At 66.6% G+C, this 21,183-nt stretch carries 14 protein-coding genes; 8 read left to right on the top strand and 6 right to left on the bottom strand.

Going from position 1 to position 21,183, the window contains the following annotated elements; translation table 11 throughout:
- The first annotated feature begins 119 nt into the window (after positions 1–119).
- The 8 genes from JI752_RS10930 (at position 120) to JI752_RS10895 (ending at position 8,028) form a co-directional block, all read left to right on the top strand.
- Positions 120–785: a TetR/AcrR family transcriptional regulator gene (locus tag JI752_RS10930; RefSeq protein ID WP_216963657.1), complete on the top strand. Its 666-nt coding sequence runs from the start codon at positions 120–122 to the stop codon at positions 783–785.
- 60 nt (positions 786–845) lie between these two features.
- The gene (locus JI752_RS10925; RefSeq protein ID WP_345777349.1) at positions 846–2,642 is read left to right on the top strand and encodes a phosphoenolpyruvate carboxykinase (GTP); all 1,797 of its coding nucleotides are present in this window, start codon (positions 846–848) and stop codon (positions 2,640–2,642) included.
- Between the two features lie 7 nt (positions 2,643–2,649).
- Entirely contained in the window at positions 2,650–3,234 is a 585-nt protein-coding gene (locus JI752_RS10920; RefSeq protein WP_216963652.1) for a 2OG-Fe(II) oxygenase, read from the top strand.
- Between the two features lie 19 nt (positions 3,235–3,253).
- On the top strand, positions 3,254–4,285 hold the full coding sequence (locus tag JI752_RS10915) for a hypothetical protein (RefSeq protein ID WP_216963649.1): 1,032 nt from the start codon (positions 3,254–3,256) through the stop codon (positions 4,283–4,285).
- The gene (locus tag JI752_RS10910) at positions 4,282–5,877 is read left to right on the top strand and encodes a sulfotransferase (RefSeq protein ID WP_216963646.1); all 1,596 of its coding nucleotides are present in this window, start codon (positions 4,282–4,284) and stop codon (positions 5,875–5,877) included. The genes JI752_RS10915 and JI752_RS10910 overlap by 4 nt, the downstream gene beginning before the upstream one ends.
- A 32-nt stretch (positions 5,878–5,909) precedes the next feature.
- On the top strand, positions 5,910–6,506 hold the full coding sequence (locus JI752_RS10905; RefSeq protein WP_216963643.1) for a sigma-70 family RNA polymerase sigma factor: 597 nt from the start codon (positions 5,910–5,912) through the stop codon (positions 6,504–6,506).
- Positions 6,503–7,039 carry a hypothetical protein gene (locus JI752_RS10900; protein WP_216963640.1) on the top strand — a complete coding sequence of 179 codons (537 nt, stop codon included), beginning with the start codon at positions 6,503–6,505 and terminating at the stop codon, positions 7,037–7,039. Before JI752_RS10905 ends, JI752_RS10900 begins: the two co-directional genes overlap by 4 nt.
- A 74-nt stretch (positions 7,040–7,113) precedes the next feature.
- A complete protein-coding gene (locus tag JI752_RS10895) occupies positions 7,114–8,028 on the top strand; it encodes a DUF4097 family beta strand repeat-containing protein (protein ID WP_216963637.1) in 915 nt (304 codons plus the stop codon).
- A 525-nt stretch (positions 8,029–8,553) separates the two neighbouring features.
- Here JI752_RS10895 and JI752_RS10890 read toward each other — a convergent pair.
- The 6 genes from JI752_RS10890 to JI752_RS10865 all read right to left on the bottom strand — a co-directional run bounded on the left by JI752_RS10890 (position 8,554) and on the right by JI752_RS10865 (position 21,081).
- A complete protein-coding gene (locus JI752_RS10890) occupies positions 8,554–9,213 on the bottom strand; it encodes a TIGR02466 family protein (RefSeq protein WP_216963634.1) in 660 nt (219 codons plus the stop codon).
- Between the two features lie 96 nt (positions 9,214–9,309).
- Positions 9,310–12,354, bottom strand: coding sequence for a TonB-dependent receptor (locus JI752_RS10885; RefSeq protein ID WP_216963631.1), 3,045 nt, complete (start codon positions 12,352–12,354; stop codon positions 9,310–9,312).
- Between the two features lie 243 nt (positions 12,355–12,597).
- The gene (locus JI752_RS10880; protein ID WP_216963628.1) at positions 12,598–15,618 is read right to left on the bottom strand and encodes a TonB-dependent receptor; all 3,021 of its coding nucleotides are present in this window, start codon (positions 15,616–15,618) and stop codon (positions 12,598–12,600) included.
- 280 nt (positions 15,619–15,898) lie between these two features.
- Positions 15,899–18,910 carry a TonB-dependent receptor gene (locus JI752_RS10875; protein ID WP_216963625.1) on the bottom strand — a complete coding sequence of 1,004 codons (3,012 nt, stop codon included), beginning with the start codon at positions 18,908–18,910 and terminating at the stop codon, positions 15,899–15,901.
- Between the two features lie 287 nt (positions 18,911–19,197).
- On the bottom strand, positions 19,198–20,019 hold the full coding sequence (locus JI752_RS10870) for a hypothetical protein (RefSeq protein ID WP_216964305.1): 822 nt from the start codon (positions 20,017–20,019) through the stop codon (positions 19,198–19,200).
- A gap of 141 nt (positions 20,020–20,160) precedes the next feature.
- A complete protein-coding gene (locus JI752_RS10865) occupies positions 20,161–21,081 on the bottom strand; it encodes an Hsp33 family molecular chaperone HslO (RefSeq protein WP_216963622.1) in 921 nt (306 codons plus the stop codon).
- Positions 21,082–21,183 lie beyond the last annotated feature (102 nt).

Here is a 21,183-nt window from a genome sequence, read left to right as displayed (position 1 = left end):
CGGCCGAGTATGGTAATATCCCATCCTTGCTGTCAACCGACCGTCTTCATGCCTTCTTTCGGCCATCTTGACGGGGCGCATACTGTTACCGCCACTGCCGTATGGTTAAACTTGCCGCCATGAGCTCGAACGCGCAGACCAAGCAGGAAGGAGCCGGGCAGGACCGCACCGGTGACCGCGGAGCCCAGGAGCGTGCGGGCCAGGATCGCCCCGCCGCGCCCGAGCGCACCGGGCGCCTGAGTGCCGACGACTGGGCCCAGGCCGCGCTCGACCTGATCGCCGAGCAGGGCGTCGCCGCCGTCGCGGTCGAACCGCTCGCCCGTCGCCTGGGCGTGACCAAGGGCAGCTTCTACTGGCACTTCCCCTCGCGCGATGCCCTGCTGGTGGCCGCGCTGGAGCGCTGGGAGAAGGTCGAGCAGGAAACCGTCTTCGGCCAGCTCGAACCCATCTCCGACCCGCGCGAACGCCTGCGTGCGTTGTTCACCCTGGTCGCGCACGAGTTCAAATCGCACGTCATCTATTCCGAGCTGCTCAAGGCGCTCGACCACCCGGCAGTCCAGCCGGTCATCGGCCGCGTCTCCGAGCGCCGGCTCGAATACCTCGTCGCATCGTTCCGCCAGGCCGGGCTCAGCCGCACCGACGCCCAGCACCGCGCGCGCCTGCTGTATGCCGCCTACGTGGGCTTCCTGCAGCTGAACCTGCAACTGCACCAGGCGCGCATGCAGCACGATGAATTCGAGGCCTATGTCGAGCACATGATGGCCACGCTGATTCCATCAGCATGATCCGTCAGCCTAATTTTCAATAACGCCGGCCCCCGCTGGAGGATGTTGTCCGTGAATGCCATTTCCCATGACGTCGCCAAACCTGTCATCGCCCCGGGAAGCGACGGCAGCAAGCTTGCCGCCCTCAACGCCTGGGTCGCAGAAGTCGCCGCGCTGACCAAGCCCGACGCGATCCACTGGTGCGACGGCAGCGACGCCGAGAACGCCGCGCTCATCGCGCAGATGCAGCGTGATGGCACGCTGGTCAAGCTCAACGAGCAGACGCATCCGGGCAGCTACCTGCACCGCTCGCATCCGGACGACGTCGCACGCGTCGAGCACCTGACCTTCGTGTGCACGAGCAAACAGGACGACGCCGGCCCGAACAACCACTGGATGTCGCCGGCCGACGGCCACAAGAAGATGGACGCGCTCTTCGACGGCTGCATGAAGGGCCGCACGATGTACGTGATCCCGTACTGCATGGGCCCGATCGACTCCCCGCTGTCGCGTTGCGGCGTGGAAATCACCGACAGCCCGTACGTGGTCGCCAACATGCGCATCATGACGCGCATGGGCGCACCGGCCCTGGCGCGCATCGAGCGCGAAGGCAGCTTCGTGCGCGGCCTGCATTCCATCGGCGAGCTCGATCCGGAACGCCGCTTCATCATGCATTTCCCGGAAGAACTGACGATCAAGTCGTTCGGCTCCGGCTACGGCGGCAACGCGCTGCTGGGCAAGAAGTGCCATGCGCTGCGCATCGCCTCGCACCAGGCCAAGTCGGAAGGCTGGCTGGCCGAGCACATGCTGATCCTGGGCCTGGAGAATCCGCAGGGCGAGACGCACTACGTCGCCGCCGCGTTCCCCTCGGCCTGCGGCAAGACGAACCTGGCGATGCTGATTCCGCCGGAAGGCTATCGCGCCGACGGCTGGAAGGTCTGGACGGTCGGCGACGACATCTGCTGGATGCGCCCGGGTGCCGATGGCCGCCTGTACGCGATCAACCCGGAAGCCGGTTTCTTCGGCGTCGCGCCGGGCACGTCGAAGAAGTCGAACCCGAACGCGCTCGCCTCGATCCAGAAGAACACCATCTTCACCAACGTCGGCGTCACCGCCGACAACCAGCCGTGGTGGGAAGGCCTCGACGACGGCCAGCAGCCGGTGACCGACTGGCGCGGCAACGCGTTCGACGCCGCCAAGGGCCCGGCCGCGCATCCGAATTCGCGCTTCACCGTGAGCGCGAAGCAGTGCCCGAGCTATTCGACCGAAGCCGAAAGCGCCGCCGGCGTGCCGATCAGCGCGATCGTGTTCGGCGGTCGTCGTCCGTCGCTGGTGCCGCTGGTGTTCGAAGCGCGCGACTGGACGCACGGCGTGCTGGTCGGCGCCGCGATGGGTTCGGAAACCACCGCCGCCGCCACCGGCGCGGTCGGCGTGATGCGCCGCGACCCGATGGCGATGAAGCCCTTCTGCGGCTACAACTTCGCCGACTACTTCAGCCACTGGCTGTCGTTCGACAAGGCCGACGCGAAGCTGCCGAAGATCTTCCACGTCAACTGGTTCCGCAAGGGCGATGACGGTTCGTTCCTGTGGCCGGGCTTCGGCGAGAACCTGCGCGTGCTGGAGTGGATGATCCAGCGCGTGAAGGGCGAGGCCGGTTCGGTGGAGACGCCGATCGGTCATCTGCCGAAGAACGACGAGATCAACCTGGAAGGCGTCGCCCTGACCGACGAAGCGCGCGCGAAGCTGTTCGGCTTCGAACGCGAAGGCTGGCAGGCGGAGTTCGCCAGCATCGGCGAGTACCTGGACGAGTACGGCCCGCGCATGCCGCAGGCGCTGAAGGACGAGCAGCAGCGCATCGCCAAGGCGCTTTCGAACTGAGGACTGCATGACAACGAACCCCGCCGCGCTCGCGGCCAGTCGTGAACTCGTGATCGACGGCCGCCCGCTGCGGGTGTTCGACGGCCATCTGCCGAACGTCGGCGACTACGTGCGCGGCCTGGAACGGGCCGCGTACACGCGCACCGAGATCGCCCGCCCGGAAACGGCCGAGCATCGGCACTGGGCCACCGAAGTGAAGCTCGAAGCGCTGGTGCAGCAGCCGATCTTCGACATCACGGCCCGCGCGGTGCTGGGCTTCACCACGCGCGAGTTCGGCTACCGGCCGTACCGCGCGTACACCAACGTCGCCAGCTTCGGCGACATGCTCTTCAGCCACACCGACTGCCTGCCCGAGCAGCACGATCTCACCGCGCTGTGGTACCTGTGCGAGCAGTGGGACCTGGAGTGGGGTGGGGAGACGATGTTCTTCGACGCGCAGGACGAAGTGGCCTGCGCCGTGCAGCCGCGTCCCGGACGGCTGGTGATCTTCGACGGCGCGATCAAGCACGTCGGCCGCCCGCCGAACCGCATCTGCTACGCGCCGCGCTACACGTTCGCGATCAAGTTCGAGCGCCAGCGCGTCCCGGGCTGACGTCGTGCCCGACGCCGCGATGCCTCCGTCGCCCGAATCCGCGCCGTCGTCCGCCCTCGCGGACGCCCGCTGGTTTCCGGTCGACCTGCACGTGCCGGAGCGGCGTTTCACGTTCGCAACGCTGGATGTCGATGCGCTGGAGCGTTCGACCTTCCTGGACACGCGCCTCGACGCCGGCCTCGACGATGCGACGCCTGTGGGCGCGGATGCCGCGGCTTCCGTCGCCGCGCCGCCGCGACCGCCGGCCTGGCTGTTCCACACCTCTTTCTGCGGCTCGACCCTGCTCGCCCGCGCGCTGCATGTCCCGCCGCACCAGGTCGCGCTGAAGGAGCCACTGGTGCTGCGTCGCCTCGGTGACGCGCGCCATGCCGGCTGGTCCACCGGCGAGCTCTCCGCGACGACGGCCCGGCTGCTGTCGCGCCCCTGGAGCGACGGCGGCGGCGTGCTCATCAAGGCCACGCACGCCGCGCTCAACATCGCCGGTGAACTGCTCGATGCCACGCCCGGCAGCCGCGCCGTGCTGTTGACCTCGTCGCTCGAGGACTTCCTGATCTCCAACCTCAAGAAACCCGCCGACACGTGGGCGAAAGTGCCCGAGCTGGCCGAACGCGCACTGCGCGCCGGCTCGCTGCACACGCGCTTGCCGGCGCAGGCATTGCAGCCGCCGGACCTGCTCTGCGCGGTTGCGTTGCAATGGGCGGCGCAGCGCGATCTCATCGCACGCCTGGCCGCGCAGTACGGCGACCGCGCGCGCCTGCTCGACTTCACGACGCTCGCGGCCGACCCGGTCGGCGTGCCGGTCGCGTGCTCGCGCTGGTGGCGGCTGCCCGCGCCGGCCGAGGTGGTGCGCGCACGGGCCGACGAGGTCGCGCGCCGCAACGCCAAGGCGGTGTCGGTGGAATACAGCGCCGATCGGCGCGCACACGAAGCGCGACTGGTGCACGATCACCATCGTGGGGAGCTCGCGCGCGCACGCGCCTGGGCCGAACGGTTTGTAATGCCTGCGTTGCATGACGAACGGGCGATGACGCCGCCGGAGGAATGGACGTGAACGTGGCATCGCTGTGGCAGCAGGGCGAAACCTATGCGAAGCAGGGGCAGTGGGCGGCGGCGCTCAAGGCCTACGACGGCGTGCTCGAACGCGATCCCAAGCACGTCATGGCCATGCTGCGCGCCTCGCGCATGGCGCTTTCGCTGGGACGCTACCGCGACGCGCGCGAGTACGCGGTGCGCGCGCTTGCCGCCAGGCCGCAGGGCGACGAGCCGGTGTTGAACCTCGCCCGCGCGCTGCGTTTGTTCAACGAGCCGGCGCTGCTGATGGAATGCATCGAGCATTCGCGCTGGCAGGAACGCCGCTCGGCGCAGTGGCTCACCGAAATGGCCATGCTGATCAGCACCAGCGGCGAGAACGACCTGGCGATGCAGCTGCTCGACGTCGCCGTGCAGCGCGATCCCAAGCATCCGCCGACGCGCTACTTCCGCGGCGTCGTGCGCATGTTCTTCGGCCAGATGGACGAGGCCGAGCAGGAACTGGAGCAGTGCATCGCGCTGCTGCCGACTTACGCGCAGGCGCACTGGGTGCTCTCGCGCCTGCGCAAGCAGACGCCGGAGAACAACCACGTCGCGCGCATGAAGGCGCTGATCCCGCGCGTGCCCGCCGGCAGCGAGAGCCGCGTGTACCTCGCCTACGCGGTGCACAACGAAGCGCACGACCTGGGCGACTTCGACGAATCGTGGCAGGCACTGGAGCATGCGTGCCGCACCAAGCGCATGCTCACGCCGCACGACCGGCTCGATGCGCGGCGCATGTTCGAAGGACTGGCGAAGACCTGCGACGCGGACTTCGTTGCCGCAGGCCAGGCGCACGCCGATGCGCCCGCGCCGTACCGGCCGGTGTTCGTGGTCGGCATGCACCGCTCGGGCAGCACGCTGCTGGAGCAGTTGCTGGGCGGCCATCCCGATGTCACCGACGGCGGCGAGACGTACTCGTTCACCTCGCAGATGCGCTACTTCGCCGACCACCGCAACAAGGGCGTGGTCGATGCGGAGCTGGTCAAGCGCGCGCCCAACGTCGACTACGCCGCGCTCGGGCAACGCTTCCTCGAACACACCGCGCGCCGCGCACGGGGCCGTGCGGTGCTGACCGAGAAACTGCCGTCGAATTTCCTCAACCTGGGCTTCATCGCCCGGGCGCTGCCGCACGCGCGCATCCTGCACATGGTGCGCGACCCGGTGGACACGTGCTTCTCGAACCTGCGCACGATGTTCTCCGACGTGAACACCTTCTCCTACGACCAGCGCGAGCTGGCCGAGTGGTATGGCCAGTACCGCGGCCTGATGGCGCATTGGCATGCGGTGATGCCCGGTCGCATCCTCGATGTGCACTACGACGAGCTCGTCGCCGACCCGGAGGCCGTGATGCGCGGTGTGCTCGAGTTCTGCGGCCTGCCCTGGAACGAATCGGCGACCACGCTGGACCGCGCCGGCGCCGTGGCCACCGCGAGCAGCCCGCAGATGCGCGGGGGCATCATCAAGAACCGCAAGGCTGCCTGGGCGCCTTACGCGGACAAGCTGGGGCCGCTCCTGGAAGGGCTCGCGCCCTGGCGGGAGCCGCAGGACACCATTCAGAACCCCGGCCCTTAAACCCGCGCGCGGTTCGGCGCATCACAAGGGACATGCTGACCGTCGTGACCGAAAGCCTGACCGATGCCCCCACCGCCCCGGACGATCCGGGCGAGGAGCGCAGCCTGGTGGCCGCGGCTGCCCGCGGCGAGGTGCGGGCCTTCGAGGCGCTGTACCGCCGCCACGCCGGCCGCGTCCACGGCGTCATCGCCCGCCTGGTCGGGGCGCACGGCGCCCGCGCCGAGGACCTGACGCAGGAAGCTTTCGTCCGCGCGTGGCAGGCGCTGCCGGCGTTCCGCTTCGAGTCGGCGTTCTCGACCTGGCTGCACCGCCTGGCCGTGAACACCGCGCTGATGGAGCTGCGCAGCCGGCGCAGCCGCCCGCAGGACGAGGGCGATTCGGACGAGGAGGTGTTCGACCTGATCGGCAGCGCCGACTCGGCCGGGCATGTCACCGCGCTGTCCATGGACCTGGAACGCGCCGTCGCCAGCCTGCCGCCGCGCGCCCGCGCGGTGCTGGTCCTGTACGACGTGGAAGGCTGGAAGCATGAGGAGATCGCCGCCGAACTCGGCATGGCGGTCGGCAGTTCGAAAGCGCAATTGCACCGCGCGCGCACCCTGTTGCGCGACCGGTTGGAGGCCCACGCATGAACACCCCCAACGCCAACGAAGACACCCGCCGCGACGATCTTCCCGATGCACTGCGCTGGCAGTTGCGCGCGATGCGCCGCGACGAACCGCCCGCCCGCGACCTGTGGCCGGACATCGCCCAGCGCCTGCAGCAGTCGCCGCAGCAGGCGGCCCGACCGCAGCGCCCGCGCTGGCTCGCGCCGGTGGCGATGGCCGCCACGATGGTGATGGCCGTCGGCATGGTCGGCGTATGGCGAGCCGGAACCGATCACCCGGCCAACCCCGGCACGCCGGTCGCGACCGACGCCCGCCAGGCGACGCTGGTGCAGCTCGAGGCCCAGGGCATGACCCGCCAGTACCAGGCCGCGATGATCGAAGTCGGCCCGGGCCGGCCGCCGGTCGAACTGCAGCCGGCCTTCGACGAACTCGACCGCAACGCCACGCTGATCCTCGACGCGCTGGCGCAGAACCCCGACTCGCGCCTGCTGCTGGAGCAGCTGCGCCGGACCTACGCACGCCGCCTCGCACTTGCGCAGCGCGTCGCCTACGCCTGATGGTGAATGCCCCGATGTCCCGACCCTCTGCCGCTTCGTCCCAAGAACCGAAGAACGCTTCCCGGAGAATCTCCATGACCCGCGCCCACCTCCAACGCCTCGCATTCGGCCTGGCCCTGCTGACGGCGCACAGCGCCTTCGCCGCCACGCCGATCAACGAGACGCGCCCGCTGGATCCGCGCGGACGCATCGAGATCGAGAACGTCAAAGGCAGCGTGGTCGTGCGCGCCTGGGACAAGTCCGAAGTGAAGATCGAAGGCAGCCTCGGCGCGGGCGTGGAACGCCTGGAAGTCGAAGGCGACCGCGAGCACCTCAACGTGCGCGTGAAGTACCCCAACCGCGGCGGCATGGGCATGTTCGGCAGCGACAAGAGCGAGCCGACGGACCTGATCCTGACGGTGCCGATCCGCGCGGACCTGGACATCGACGTGGTCTCGGCCGACGTCAACATCGAGGGCGTGGCATCCAACGAACTGTCCGTCGACACGGTCAGCGGTGAAGTCACCGTCGCCGCCGCGCCGCGCGAGGCCGATTTCGACAGCGTCAGCGGCGACCTGCAGCTCACGATCAACTCCAGCCGCGTCAGCGCCGAGACCGTCAGCGGCGACCTCAACCTGCGCGGTCGCCTGGACGGCGAAGTGCGCGTGGAAACCGTCTCCGGCCGCATCGACGTGAGCACGCTGCAAAGCCGCGTGCAGAAGCTGTCGGGCTCCACGGTGTCGGGCGACATCAACATCCACACCGCGCTGGCGAGCAACGGCCGCATCTCGCTGGAAACGGTGAGCGGCGACCTCGACCTGACCCTGCCGAGGAACCTGTCGGCGAACGTGCGCGGCGAGAGCTTCAGCGGCGATCTCGCGGCGCCGGGCGCTCAGATCATCCGGCCCAAGCACGGCCCGGGTTCCAGCTTCGACCACCGTTACGGCAGCGGCGACGGCGACATCACGATCGAGAGTTTCTCCGGAGATGCGACGCTGCGCTTGGAGTGAGGCGCGGAGCGCCTGCAAGCGACACACCGCAGGGCCGCCGCAAGGCGGCCCTTTTTCTTTGAGGCCTTCTACCGTGCGAGCCCCTCTCCCGCATGCGGGAGAGGGGTTGGGGTGAGGGCAGGCGATGGGTGCGCCCCCGCTTTTCTCTCACTCGCCCCCTACACCGGACACCCGAAGCCGTCATTCCCGCGAAGGCGGGAATCCAAGTTTCCGAATCCTCACGCATTGGAAAGGCATCACGCGATGCGAGCCTCGCTCGCCGGCTGGCGCGGTCGCGCCGGGTACTCCGCACGCCGAGCGCCAAGCTCGGGCGTCCGAGCAAAAAGCCCCGCACGCCGAGCTCCGAGCTCGGCCATCCGAGCAAAAAGCCCCACACGCCGAGCGCCAAGCTCGGCCATCCGAGCAAAAAGCCCCGCGCGCCGAGCTTAACGCTCGGGCCATCGGAGCAAAACGCTCCGTCCGCCGCGTTCAATCCCAGCCATCGCACCGCACCACCGCGCGTTCGAAGCCGCGCGCCGCGCGCCCTCAGCCTTCCTTCATCCCGAACCAGCAGTTGAACGCGATGGTGATGCGTTCATCGTCGCCATAGAACGGCAGCACTTCATGTTGCAGCCACGACGGGAACAGCACGAGCTGCCCCGCCTGGAACCGGATGCTGTACGTGCCATGGTGATACGGCGCACGCAAGCGCTGGTTGCCCGCGTCCATGAAGTAGTTGCTGTAGTGATGCGGATTGTGGAATCGAAGCACGCCCGACTCGGGCCGATCTGGCGGCGTGGTGCCCGGGTCGACGCAGTACACGCCCGACCACGACGCCATCGGGTGCGTATGCATGATCGTGAACCCGCCGTGCCGGGTCACATGGAACCAGGTGTGCGAGAAGATCTGCAGCCGCTGCATTTCCTGCGCGGTGTAGCCATTGAGATCGGCGATCGCGCGGCCGAGCGTGGCCCAGCAGAACTGCCGCAGCTGCTGCACGCAGGCCTCGGGCCAGGCGAACAGGTTGAAGTCGCTCTCGAACACCCCGTGCTGCTGTTTCAGCGACGGATTCGGATTGGCGTACCGGTCGCCCTGCGCTTCGCGCGAGAGGATCAGCGCGCGCAGTTGCGCATTGAGGCCGGACGCATCGGGCAGCATGTCCTGCGCCAGCGGGACCGCGAAGACGGGGTTGATCTCGAAGGGCATGCGGAACCGGACAGACGGGCAGCGATGTCCGCAGTGTAGCCAAAAACGCTACGGCCTCATGCGAGGCCGTAGCGGTCGTGCAAGCGACACACCCGCTCAGAACTTCTGCGAATAGCGGAAGTAGAAGAAGCGGCCGGGCAGGTCGTACTGCGGGTCGAACGAGTTGGCGAACGAGGTGAAGGCGATGGGCGGGTTCTTGTCGAAGAGGTTGTTGATGCCCACCGTGACCTTCGCGTTCCACGGCGCATTCCAGTACACGCTGGCGTCGTGGAAGGTCGAGGCGCCGATGTGGTGCTCGTTCGCGGCGATCGACGTGAAGCTGTCGCCGCCGGCCGGGCCGTCCCAGATGCCGTTGCCGTTGCTGTCGGTCGGCACGCTGCGGGTGCGGCCGGTCGTGGTGCACAACCAGGCGTAGCCGTAGTCCTCGAAGGCCTGGCAGGGCTCGTTCTGCGACGAGTAGTAGCGCACGTTCCAGGTCGCGCCCCAGTCGCCCTTCTCCCAACGCGCCGCCAGGTTGGAGCGGATGCGCCAGTAGTTGAGCAGGTTCGGGCCGTCGTACTCGCCCACCAGGTTGCCGCCTTCGTTGGCCGCCATCTCCGCGCCGATTGCCGGCTCGGTGAAGATGTCCTCGCCGTAACGGCCGTCGCCGTCGTTGTCGTTGAGGAACTCGGACAGGTAGGTCGTGTCCCAGGTGAAGCTGAACTTGCCCCAGGAGTTCTCGGGCAGACGGTAGCTCACCGTCATGTCCCAACCCTCGACCTTGGTGCCGCCGATGTTCACCGTGGTGTTGAGCAGCGACAGGATCTCGCCGCCCGGCTGGCGGCTGTAGAGATCGCAGGTCGCGCCGGTGCCGCCGGAGTCGATGCACTGCTGGATGATGTTGGCGCCGCCGACGGTGGTGATCGCGTCCTCGATCTTGATCTTCCACCAGTCCAGCGAAACGTCCAGGCCCTCGACGAAGCTCGGGCTGTAGACGAAGCCGGCGGTGGTCGACTCGGCCTTTTCCGGCTGCAGGTTCGGGTTGCCGCCGACGGTGATGCGGATCTGCGTGTTGTTCTGCGCATAACCGCCGTCGGGCACGCCTTCAGCGCGGCAGCGGGCCTGCGCGGGCGGCGTCTGGTTGCCGAAGTTGACCTGGTTGCAGGGATCGCTGAGCTGCGGGAACGAGTCGGCCTGGCCGGCGAACAGTTCGGCGATGGACGGTGCGCGGAAGCCTTCGGACCAGTTGCCGCGGATCAGCAGGTCGTCGATCGGCTTCCAGCGGAAACCGAACTTGCTGTTGAGCGTGTCGCCGAAGTTGCTGTAGTCCGAGTAACGCGTGGCCACCGAGAAGTCGAGCAGCTTGGCGCCCGGCAGGTCCGCGAGCAGCGGAATCGCCAGTTCCAGGTACGCCTCGTCCACGTCGTAGCCGCCGTTGGTGGCGGTGCGCGCGTTGCCGGTGGTGTTGCCGGAATTGATCAGCGCATCCGGCGAGTCGTAGCCGTCCTCGGTGCGGTGTTCGACACCGACCGAGAAGCCGAGCGGACCGCCGGGCAGATCGAACAGATCACCGCCGATGTTGGCGTAGTAGGTCTTCTGCGTGTAGCTGTACTCGTCGTGCGCGACGAAGGTCGTGTAGTCGAGCATGTCCTGCGTGATGCTGCCCGCGCCACCGAGCAGGTTCATCGGCACGCATCCGGCGATCGGATTGGCTGCCGTGCCGCAGGTCGGCACGCCTTCAGCGTCGACGAACGACGGCCCCAGCGCGTTGCCCAGCGAGATCACGTTGAACAGGCCGTTGGTGGTGTTGTTGGCCTTGTTGCGCCCGTAGAAGTAGCCGGCTTCCCAGTCGTAGTACTTCTCGGCGAAGTTCAGCGTGCCTTCGAAGCCCGCGTTCATCGCGAAAGTGCGCACGTCCTGGCTGAAACGGCGACCGCCGGTTTCAACCGCACGACGCTGCACCCAGTCGATGTCTTCGCCGAACGGGTTGTAGATGCTGTCGGCGCTGATGACCACGTTGCCGGCGTTGGTGCCGGCGACCGGCACGCCCAGCGTGATGGGCATCGCCGCCAATAGCTGTTCGGACTGGCGTTCGTTGTAGGTCAGCGTGGTCTTGAAGCGGATGTCGTCGGTGATTTCCACCGAGGCATTGCCGAACACCGAGCGGCGTTCCTGCGGGGTGAGCAGGTAGTTGTCCGGCGCGAAGTTGTAGATGTCGGCACCGGTGAAGTTGCGCCATGCCGTGCTCGCCGCGCCGCGGTCATAGGTGAAGCTGCCGGGGGAATTCGGTGTGCCCGTGCTGCCCGGCGTCGCGTTGGGACGGCAGCGCGTGGCCGAATCCGGATCGTCCGGGTCGGTGAAGCACTCGCCGAAGCGCACGCTGAAGTTGCCGTCGGGTGTGGTGGAGCTGCCGCCCAGCGCTGCGCCGGTGGTGTAGATCGGCTCCTTGGAGATGTAGCGGTCGCCCGCCATCACCGGGTCTTCCTTGACGTAACCGAAGCCGAGCATCGCGGCGAAGCGGTCGGACGTCGTGCCGATGGTGAAGTCGTAGGACTGGCGGAAGCCGTCGCCCTTGTCGTACTGGCCGATGTAGGCGTTGGCTTCGGCGCCCTCGAAGTTCTGGCGCAGGATCACGTTGACAACGCCGGCGATGGCGTCGGAACCGTAGATCGCCGAGGCGCCGTCCTTCAGCACTTCGATGCGTTCCACCGCGGCGGTCGGAATCGAGTTGAGGTCGACCTGGCCACCCAGGCCGGTGCCGGATGCACCGCCGACCCAGCGACGGCCGTTGACCAGCACCAGAGTGCGGTTCGCACCGAGGTTGCGCAGGCTGACGCCGGTGTCGCCGTTGCCGCCGTTGTTGAACGTCGTGTTGAGCGTGGAACCGTTGGCGGTGATGTTCTGGATCACATCGCCGACGGAGGTGAGGCCCTGTGCGGCGATGTCGTCGCGACTGAGCGAGAAGATCGGCTGCGAAGTCTCGATGTCCGCGCGCTTGATGCGCGAACCGGTGACTTCGATGCGATCGAGGGTGGTGGCTTCCTGGTCGGGGGCGGGGGCGGGGTCCTGGGCATGTGCGGTACCCATGCCGACTGCGGTTGTCGTGCCCAGGGCGAGCGTCATGCTAATGGCGTCCCGGAGCTTTGTTGTCTTCAAGATCATCGCTCTCTCCAAGTCGGTCTCAGTTTGTTCCCATGGGAACCCCGCCGGCGGAGCAAAAAACCACGCCAAGTCCGGCAAGGTCGGGCCGATGGTAGACCCGCCGAGCCAATACTTAAAGTGTTGTTAATCTTCAACATTCTGAACGGCCGTCGTTTCATTTCTGCAACGGCCACAAACAACTACGGCCCCTTTCGGGGCCGTAGAAGTAACGCAAGTGCCATTCGTACGGGACGAATGTACCGATCAGAACTTCTGCGAGTAGCGGAAGTAGAAGAACTGGCCGGGGACTTCGTACTGCGGGTCGAACGAGTTCGCGAAGGTCGTCGCCGAGATCGGCGGATTCTTGTCGAACAGGTTGTTGATGCCGACCGTGATGCGCGCATTCCACGGCGCATTCCAGTACGCGCTCACGTCGTGGTACGTCGTGGAGCCGATGTGGTGCTCGGCCGACGCCACCGGGGTGATCGCGTCGCCACCGGCCGTGCCGTCCCAAACGCCGTTGCCGTTGCTGTCCGTCGGCAGGCCCGTGGTGCGGGTGTGGTCGGTGCACAGGAACGAGTAACCGTAGTCCTCGAAGTTCTGGCACGGCTCGCTCTGCGACGAGTAGTAGCGGACGTTCCAGGTCGCACCCCAGTCGCCCATCTCCCAACGCGTGGCCAGGTTCGAGCGGATGCGCCAGTAGTTCAACTGGTTCGGACCGTCGTACTCGCCGACCAGGTTGCCGCCTTCGTCGAAGAAGAACGGAGCGCCGATGGCCGGAACCTGGAGGTTGTCCTCACCGTAGACACCGTTACCGTTGATGTCGTTCTCGTAGCTCGACATGTAGGTGGTGTCCCACGTGAAGCTGAACTTGCCCCACGCGGTTTCCGGCAGGCGGTAGCTCACCGTCAGGTCGTAACCTTCCACCTTCGTGCCGCCGATGTTGGTGGTGGTGTCGAGCAGGTCGATGATCTGGCCACCCGGTTCACGGCTGTACAGAGAGCACGCCGGGCTGGTGCCGCCCGAGTCAAGGCACTGCTGGATGATGTTGGCGCCGCCGATCGTGGTGATGGCGTCCTCGATCTTGATCTGCCACCAGTCCAGCGAGACGTCCAGGCCTTCCACGTAGTTCGGGCTGTACACGAAGCCCAGCGTGTAGGACTCGGACTTCTCCGGCTGCAGTTCCGGGTTGCCGCCGACCGTGATGCGGATCTGCGGGTTGTTCTGCACGTAGCCGTTGGCCGGAACGCCTTCACGCACGCACTGTGCCTGCGCCGCCGGGATCTGGTCGGCGAAGTTGTTCACGTTGCAGGGGTCGGCGAGCTGCGGGAACGAGTCGGCCTGGCCGGCGAACAGCTCGGCGATGGACGGCGCGCGGAAGCCTTCCGACCAGTTACCACGAACCAGCAGGTCGTCGATCGGCTTCCAGCGGAAACCGAACTTGCTGTTGAGCGTGTCGCCGAAGTTCGAGTAATCCGAGTAGCGCGTGGCCAGCGAGAAGTCGAGCAGCTTGGCGCCCGGCAGGTCGGCCAGCACCGGGATCGCCAGTTCGAGGTAGGCCTCGTCCAGGTCGTAGCCACCGGCGGTCGCGGTGCGCGCGTTGCCCGTGGTGTTGCCCGAGTTGATCAGCGCGTCCGGCGAGTCGTAGCCGTCTTCGGTGCGGTGTTCCAGACCGAAGGAGAAGCCCAGCGGGCCGCCCGGCAGCGAGAACAGATCGCCGCTGATGTTGGCGTAGTAGCTCTTCTGCGTGTAGCTGTACTCGTCGTGCGCGGTGAACGTCGCGAAGTCCAGCATGTCCTGCGTGATCGTGCCCGGAGCGCCGAGGATGTTCATCGGCACGCAGCCGGTGACGATCGCGCCCGGCGCGCCGCACTTGATCACGCCATCGGTGTCGCGGAACGACGGGCCCAGGGCCTGGCGCAGCGCGATGACGTTGAACAGGCCGAAGGTGGTGTTGTTGGCCTTGTTCTCACCGCGGAAGTAACCGGCTTCCCAGTCGAAGTACTTCTCGGCGAAGTTCAGCGTGCCTTCCAGGCCGGCCGACATCGCGAAGGTACGCACGTCCTGGTTGAACGAACGACCGCCGGTCTCGACGGCGCGACGCTGGATCCAGTCGACTTCCTGACCGATGCCGCCGTTTTCCGGACGGTTGTAGAAGTTCGTCGCGCTGACGCGGATGTCGGAAGCGTTGGTGCCCGGAGCCGCGCGACCCAGCACGACCGGCATCGCCGCGAGCAGCTGCTCGGAGACGCGCTGGTTGTAGGTGATCGTCGACTTGAAGCGGACTTCATCGGTGATGTCGGCGGTGGCGCTACCGAACACCGAACGGCGCTCCTGCGGCGTCAGCAGGTAGTTGTCCGGCGCGAAGTTGTAGATGTCGGCCGGCACCGAACGCGGACGCCAGTTGGCGCCGCTCTGGCCGTTGTTGTACGTGAACGAACCCACCTGGCCGTTCGGCAGGCAGCGCAGCAGCGGGCCGAGCGGGTTGGTCGCCGTCGGTGCGCCGCGGCAGGCGTTGTTGGTGACGCTGTAGTTGCCGTTCGGCGAGGTCGAGCTGCCGAAGGCATTGCCGGTACCGACGATCGGCTCCTTGGAGATATCGCGATCGCCGGCCATGACCGGCTCTTCCTTGACGTAACCGAAGCCCAGCATGGCCGAGAAGCGGTCGGAGGTCGTGCCGATGGTGAAGTCGTAGCCCTGGCGGAAGCCGTCGCCCTTGTCGAACTGGCCGATGTAAGCGTTGGCTTCGGCGCCTTCGAAGTTCTGGCGCAGGATCACGTTCACGACGCCGGCGATGGCGTCGGAGCCGTAGATCGTCGAGGCGCCGTCCTTCAGCACTTCGATGCGCTCGACCGCGGCGGTCGGGATGGTGTTGAGGTCGACCGCGCCGCCGAGGCCCGTGCCACCGACCCAACGACGGCCGTTGACCAGCACCAGGGTGCGGTTGGAGCCCAGGCCGCGAAGGCTGACGCGGGTTTCGCCGTTACCGCCGTTGTTGAACGTGCTGTTGAGCGTGGAGCCGTTGGCGGTGATGTTCTGGATCACGTCGCCGACCGAGGTCAGGCCCTGCGAGGAGATGTCCTCGCGGCTCAGCGAGAAGATCGGCTGGGACGTTTCGATGTCGGCGCGCTTGATGCGCGAACCGGTCACCTCGATGCGATCGAGGGTGGTCGGCTGCTGCGAGCTTTCCTGGGCCACGGCGATGCCGGTGCCGGCAGCGGCGGTGCTGCCCACCGCGAGCGCGAAGGTAATCGCGTCGCGAAGCTGGGTGGTCTTCAAGGTCATCTCTCTCTCCGTAAAGCAGGGTGGTACTTCCCATGGGGCCCGCCGGCGGTGTCAAAGAAGACGCCAAAAACGGCAAGGCTTAACCGGATCGTAACCGCGCCATCAGAAAAGTGAAAGACGTGTTAACGACCAGTTATCGGCCAGTGACGGCAAAGTTTGAACATACGAAACCCTGAATGGGCGTATGGAGGGAGAGGCCGGCCGGTCCGGCAGGGGCCGTCGACGGGCCAAAAAAAAGCGGCCCCTTTCGGGGCCGCTCGAGTTGCTCCGCGTGAGCGGATCAGAAGCGCTGCTGGTACTTCATGTAGATGAAACGACCGATGTCGAACTGGCCCTGGTAGGACACGTTCGCGTTCGGCTGGCTGTACACCACCGGACCCTGGTGATCAAACACGTTGTTCGCACCCAGGGCGACGGTCGCGTTCCACGGCGCCTTCCAGCGGAATTCCAGATCGTGGAAGGTGTTGGAGCCGATCTCGTTGATCGCACGGGCCTGCGCCGGCACCGGGTTCGCCACGGCGAAGTCCGGGTTCGAGCACTCATCCGGGAACAGCGTGGCCGACAAGCAGGTTTCCTTCATGCCCGAGTAGTAGCGCATGCCCCACGTCGCGCCCCACGAACCCAGATCCCAGCTCAGGCTCGTGTTCGAACGAACGCGGAAGGTGCCCACGAAGCCCGGCGAGGTCGCGTAGCCAACCAGCTGCTGCGCCTTGGTGGCCGGGTTGGTGTCGGTCTTGATCTCGTCGCTCGTGGTGTAGGTCGTCTGCCACGAGAAGTTGAAGTTACCGAAACCTTCCGTCGTCAGGCGGTAGCCCAGGTCCATGTCCCAACCTTCGGCCTCGCGGTAACCCGCGTTGATGCTGGCGAATGCAAGGTTGTTGACGTAGCCCTGTGCCGCGTCACGAGTGAACAGTGCGCAACGGGTCGGATCGTTCTGGATGTAGCAGTCGTTGAGGATCTGCGTCGGCGAGTCGGCAACGATCGTGTCGTCGATGCGGATCTTCCACCAGTCGAGGCTGACGTTGAAGCCTTCGATGAAGCCCGGGCTCCACACCAGACCCAGCGTCTTGGACTCGGACGTTTCCGGGATCAGGTTCGGGTTGGAACCCGAGAAGAACGGAACCGGAGTCTGGGCGTTCGGCGCCGTGGCGGCGTTGAAGCCCTGCGCGAGCTGACGATAGGTGGCCGGGTTCGGAACGCCCGGGACGCCCGCGCCGCCGGCGCACGCCGTACGGACCGCCGCGTTCGTACGCGCCGTGCCGAAGTTCGTATCGCACGGGTCGGTGAAGAACGAGAACGTCTGCGAGCCGCCGCCGTACAGGTCGGCGATCGTCGGCGCACGGAAGCCTTCAGCGTAGGTACCGCGGAACAGCAGCGAATCGATCGGCTTCCACTTGAAACCGAACTTGCTGTTGAGCGTGTCGCCGAAGGTGTCGTAGTCCGAGTAGCGGGTGGCAAGGCTGAAGCTCAGCTCCTGCGCGCCCGGCAGGTCGGCCAGGACCGGCAGGAACAACTCGGCGTAGATTTCGTCGACGGTGTAGCTGCCCTGGGTCGGACCGCTGGCCAGCGTCGTCGAGTTGCCGGTCACTGCCTGCGCGTCGGGGATGAAGCGACCCTGCTCCTTGCGGTTTTCAACGCCGACCGCCACGCCCAGGTCACCACCCGGCAGCGTCGCGAGCGAGCCGCTGATGTTGGCCGAGTACACGGTGGTTTCGGTTTCGCCGCTGGAGTTCAGGCGCTGGAACAGCCAGTCCTGCAGAGCCTGGTTGCCGGTGAGACCACCTTCGCCAACCTGACCGTACGGGATGAACGGGTTCCATGCGACGCAGCCCGGGATGACCACGCGCTCAACGGCCGGCGTGCTCGGATCGTCCGGCAGCAAGCAGACGACGCTGCCGTCGGCCTGACGCTCGGAACGACCGGTCGACTGCTTGGCGCGGTCGACGTTGAGGTTGCCGTAGTTTTCCTGATGGACCTTGTTGTTGTTGTAGAGGTAGTTGACGTCCCAGTCGAAGATGCGCTCGGCGACGTCGAAGCTGCCTTCAAGGGCCGCGGAGAAGCGCCAGGTGGTCGACGACGGAGCGTCGACGCGCGGCACTTCCCAGGTACGGCGGGTGAAGTTGATGTCACGCGGGGTGGCATAACCGTGCTGCGTGCCGACCGGGTTGTAGTAGCTGAAGCGCGACATCTTGAAGCCGCCCGGAATCAGGCCGGCCGACGCGCTCTGGAACGGATAGCCCGCGACCTGACGCTCGGCGTCGCGGTCGGTGTACAGCATGTCGCCGCGGAAACGGACGTTCTCGGTGATGTCGAAGATGCCGTTGACGAACAGCGAGCGGCTCTCCAGCGGCGTGCGCAGGTGCGTCTGCTGGTTCGTGTTGCTCTTGTCGAGCACCGAACCGTTCGGATCAGCAGCCGTTGCGCCGGTGTTGGAGTTCTGCGTGTGGTAGTTGGCGAGGCTGCGCCAATCCGCACCCGGGTTCAGAACGAGCGTGCCGACGCCGCCCGGGTTCGCTGCACCCGGCGCATCCGTGATCTGGCCCCACTGCGAAGCGGTGGTCCAGCCGCGGGTCGGATGCTTGTAGCTCTGCGGGTACGCGCTGTACTCGCGATCCTTGGCGAAGACTTCCTCTTCCTTGCGGTATTCGACGGCGGCCGTGATCGAACCGCGATCACCGGTGAAGCCGAGGATGCCCGAAGCGCGGGTCGTCTCGCCGTCGCCTTCGCTGTACTGACCGTAGTACGCGTCGACCGTGGCGCCTTCGAAGTTCGAACGGGTGATGATGTTCACCACGCCGGCGATCGCGTCGGAGCCGTAGATCGAGGAAGCGCCGTCCTTCAGGACTTCGACGCGCTCGACGGCGACCGTCGGGATCAGCGAAACGTCCTGCAGGCCCGAGGTGCTGATGCCCAGGCGCTTGCCGTTGACCAGGATCAGCGTGCGCTGGGTACCCAGGTTGCGCATGCTGATGAACTGGCCGCCGACGTTTTCACCGGCCGACAGCGGCGAAGCGCGGCTGATGGCCGGGGCGCCGACGGCGGAAATGTTCTGCAGGATGTCGGCGACCGACTGGAAGCCCTGGTTTTCGATGTCCGCGCGGGTGATGGTCAGGACCGGTGCTTCGGTCTCGATATCAACCTGACGAATGCGCGAACCGGTCACCTCGATGCGATCGAGGGTGGTCGTCGTCTGCTGCTGTTCCTGAGCCATGGCCGTACCGGCCAGGGCGGTGGTGCCGACCGCGAGCGAGTAAACAATCGCGTCGCGGAGCGGGGTGGTCTTCAAGTTCATCTCTCTCTCCAAACGTGAGTCGATGGATCCCATGGGACCTAACCGACGGCGTCAAAGAAGACGCCAAAAACGGCAAGGCAACCCGATCCTAACCACGTTCGAAGAGAAGTGAAAGTGTCGTTAATGCACAGTTTCGAACTTGTGAAGGCCGTACGCGGGTGTATCGACCCCGGCAGGGGGCTGGAAGGCAAGAGATGTGCCCAAACGAAGGCGCCGCTCACGAGAACCCCGCGAGCGGTCTTTGGATTCAAGGAGTTAAATCCGCGGCTGGCGCGGACGGCGGATCGTCAGAGATCCTGCTCGTAACGGACATAGGGAACGGTGCCCTCGTCCTTGTCGCCGTTTTCGGGGGCGAACGGGTTGCGGCCGCGGGTCACGACGTTCTCCGCGCCCACCGTGAGCTGGCCGCTCCACGGCGTGCGCCAGGTCAGACCGACGCCGAGGCCTTCCCACTGGCCCGGCTCGCCGGGGGTGTCGACCACGCGGCCGACGATGTTTGCGCTGAAGTTGCCGACGCCAGCGCCGACCGTGAGGCTCTTGGTGTTCCAGCGATCGGCCAGGGCGGGCACTTCGCCGGCCGGGATCAGCTTCGCGCGTGCCCAGGTGCCGCCGATGGACACCGTGGCCTCGCGGCCGATGTTCTTCTGGCCGTACACGGTGAGCGTGTTCTGGTCGACCTTGCTGAACTTCGAGTTGGGGCTCAGCCAGGCGGGTAGGGTGTCGCGACCCGTGCCGAGCGCCAGGCCGACCTTGCCACCCGCGCGACTCAGGCTGGCACCGAGGGTGCCTTGGCGCGTGCCGGAATGGTCGTCGTCCTCGTCCATCGAGGCGAGCATGCAGTGATTGGCGAGGTTGCCGATTGCACCGGCCAGTCCGGTCTTGCGATCGCAGACCAGGCCGAGGGTGTCGCCGGCTTCCAGGCCGAACGCAGCGTCGAGGGTATTGCTGCCCACGCGCCAGCGGGCGCCTGCCACCGGGGTGCCGGTGGGCTCGAGCTGCAGGAGGTATTCGAGCTTGCCGCTGGTCTGGTTCCAGACCGGGAGGTAGGTCGTCTCCGGGGTGCGCCTGGCCTGCGCATGGACGCCCGACACCACGCCCAGGGCGAGCATCAGGGTCAATGGCAGTCGAAGCAGGCGCGTGTTCATGGTCTTGTACGACCGGGTAAACCCGGCGGAGTTCCCCTCTCTTGAGGACCGCGACTATAGACCGTTTATGTTTATTTAACAATTCCCCGAGTGACGTCGGAGGTGCTACTGCAGCCTTTCAGGGGCCGCCATCTCCGTTGTCGCCACGGCAAACAAGCTAGCGATTTCCTCCGCATCGAAACGGTAACTCTGTCCGCAAAACTCGCAACGGATCTGGGCGGCGCCACCGGCCGCCTCCACCGCTGCCTCCGCCTCGGCGGCCCCGAGGGAGACGAGCATCGATTCCACCCGTTCCCGGGAGCAGGAGCAGGCAAAGCGGAGCGGTTTGCGTCCCAGGACCTGGACCCCGTCCTCATGGAACAGGCGGGTCAGCAGGTCCTCCGCCGACCATTCCAGCAGTTCGCGCGTGGTGAGCGTGTCGAATAGGGCGCCCACACGCGACCAGCCGTCGTCATCCCCATGATCCGACGGAAGCTTCTGCAGCATCAGTCCCGCCACCTGCCGTTCGTCGGCGGCCAGCAGCAGGCGGGTCGGCAGCTGCTCGGACTGGCGGAAGTAATCCTCGAAGGCCTCCGTCAGCGAGTCCGATTCCAGCGCCACCAGGCCCTGGTAGCGCATGGGCTCGCGGCCGTCGATGGACGGGTTCTCGATGGTGATGGCGAGCACTGCGTCGGGACCCAGTTCGCGCAGGTCGCGCGAGACCGTTTGGGCGTGCTCGTCCACCTGTGCGATGCCGCGCAGCGTGCCCGCCGCGGTGCATTCGGCGAAGAGGGTGCGCAGCGCGCCGTGCCCGCGCAACTGCACCGAGAGGCGACCGTCGACCTTGGCGTGGCCGGTGAACAGTGCCGCGGCGGCGGCGGCTTCGCCTAGCAGCTCGGCGGCGGCCTGCGGGTACTCGGCGCGACTGCGGATCTGGTCCCAGGTGTCCTGCAGGTGCACGCGCACCCCGCGCACCCCTGCGCCTTGGATGAGAAAACGGGTCAACTGGTCGCGGTCGCCGGCGGGCGCGGTCGAGGTATCGGTCATGCGGAGGACTCGTGCGGTCTGCGCGCGTGATTGGAATAATGCGCGCGATCGTGTGAAAAGGGATGGACGAACACAAATGGGGATGGAGCAACGCCCGTGCAA

The organism is Lysobacter sp. MMG2 (genome assembly GCF_016735495.2).
Taxonomy (GTDB): domain Bacteria; phylum Pseudomonadota; class Gammaproteobacteria; order Xanthomonadales; family Xanthomonadaceae; genus Lysobacter_J.
The sequence above is the reverse complement of the archived record's forward strand: the minus strand, read 5'-3'. Positions and strand labels throughout refer to the sequence as shown.

What these genes read in the sequence shown, in the direction of transcription:
- JI752_RS10905 (WP_216963643.1), top strand. Translation starts at nt 5,910, where the DNA reads ATGCTGACCGTCGTGACCGAAAGCCTGACCGATGCCCCCACCGCCCCG.
- JI752_RS10900 (WP_216963640.1), top strand. Translation starts at nt 6,503, where the DNA reads ATGAACACCCCCAACGCCAACGAAGACACCCGCCGCGACGATCTTCCC.
- JI752_RS10890 (WP_216963634.1), bottom strand. Translation starts at nt 9,213, where the DNA reads ATGCCCTTCGAGATCAACCCCGTCTTCGCGGTCCCGCTGGCGCAGGAC.
- JI752_RS10865 (WP_216963622.1), bottom strand. Translation starts at nt 21,081, where the DNA reads ATGACCGATACCTCGACCGCGCCCGCCGGCGACCGCGACCAGTTGACC.
- JI752_RS10915 (WP_216963649.1), top strand. Translation starts at nt 3,254, where the DNA reads ATGCCTCCGTCGCCCGAATCCGCGCCGTCGTCCGCCCTCGCGGACGCC.
- JI752_RS10875 (WP_216963625.1), bottom strand. Translation starts at nt 18,910, where the DNA reads ATGAACTTGAAGACCACCCCGCTCCGCGACGCGATTGTTTACTCGCTC.
- JI752_RS10880 (WP_216963628.1), bottom strand. Translation starts at nt 15,618, where the DNA reads ATGACCTTGAAGACCACCCAGCTTCGCGACGCGATTACCTTCGCGCTC.
- JI752_RS10870 (WP_216964305.1), bottom strand. Translation starts at nt 20,019, where the DNA reads ATGCTCGCCCTGGGCGTGGTGTCGGGCGTCCATGCGCAGGCCAGGCGC.
- JI752_RS10895 (WP_216963637.1), top strand. Translation starts at nt 7,114, where the DNA reads ATGACCCGCGCCCACCTCCAACGCCTCGCATTCGGCCTGGCCCTGCTG.
- JI752_RS10920 (WP_216963652.1), top strand. Translation starts at nt 2,650, where the DNA reads ATGACAACGAACCCCGCCGCGCTCGCGGCCAGTCGTGAACTCGTGATC.
- JI752_RS10885 (WP_216963631.1), bottom strand. Translation starts at nt 12,354, where the DNA reads ATGATCTTGAAGACAACAAAGCTCCGGGACGCCATTAGCATGACGCTC.
- JI752_RS10930 (WP_216963657.1), top strand. Translation starts at nt 120, where the DNA reads ATGAGCTCGAACGCGCAGACCAAGCAGGAAGGAGCCGGGCAGGACCGC.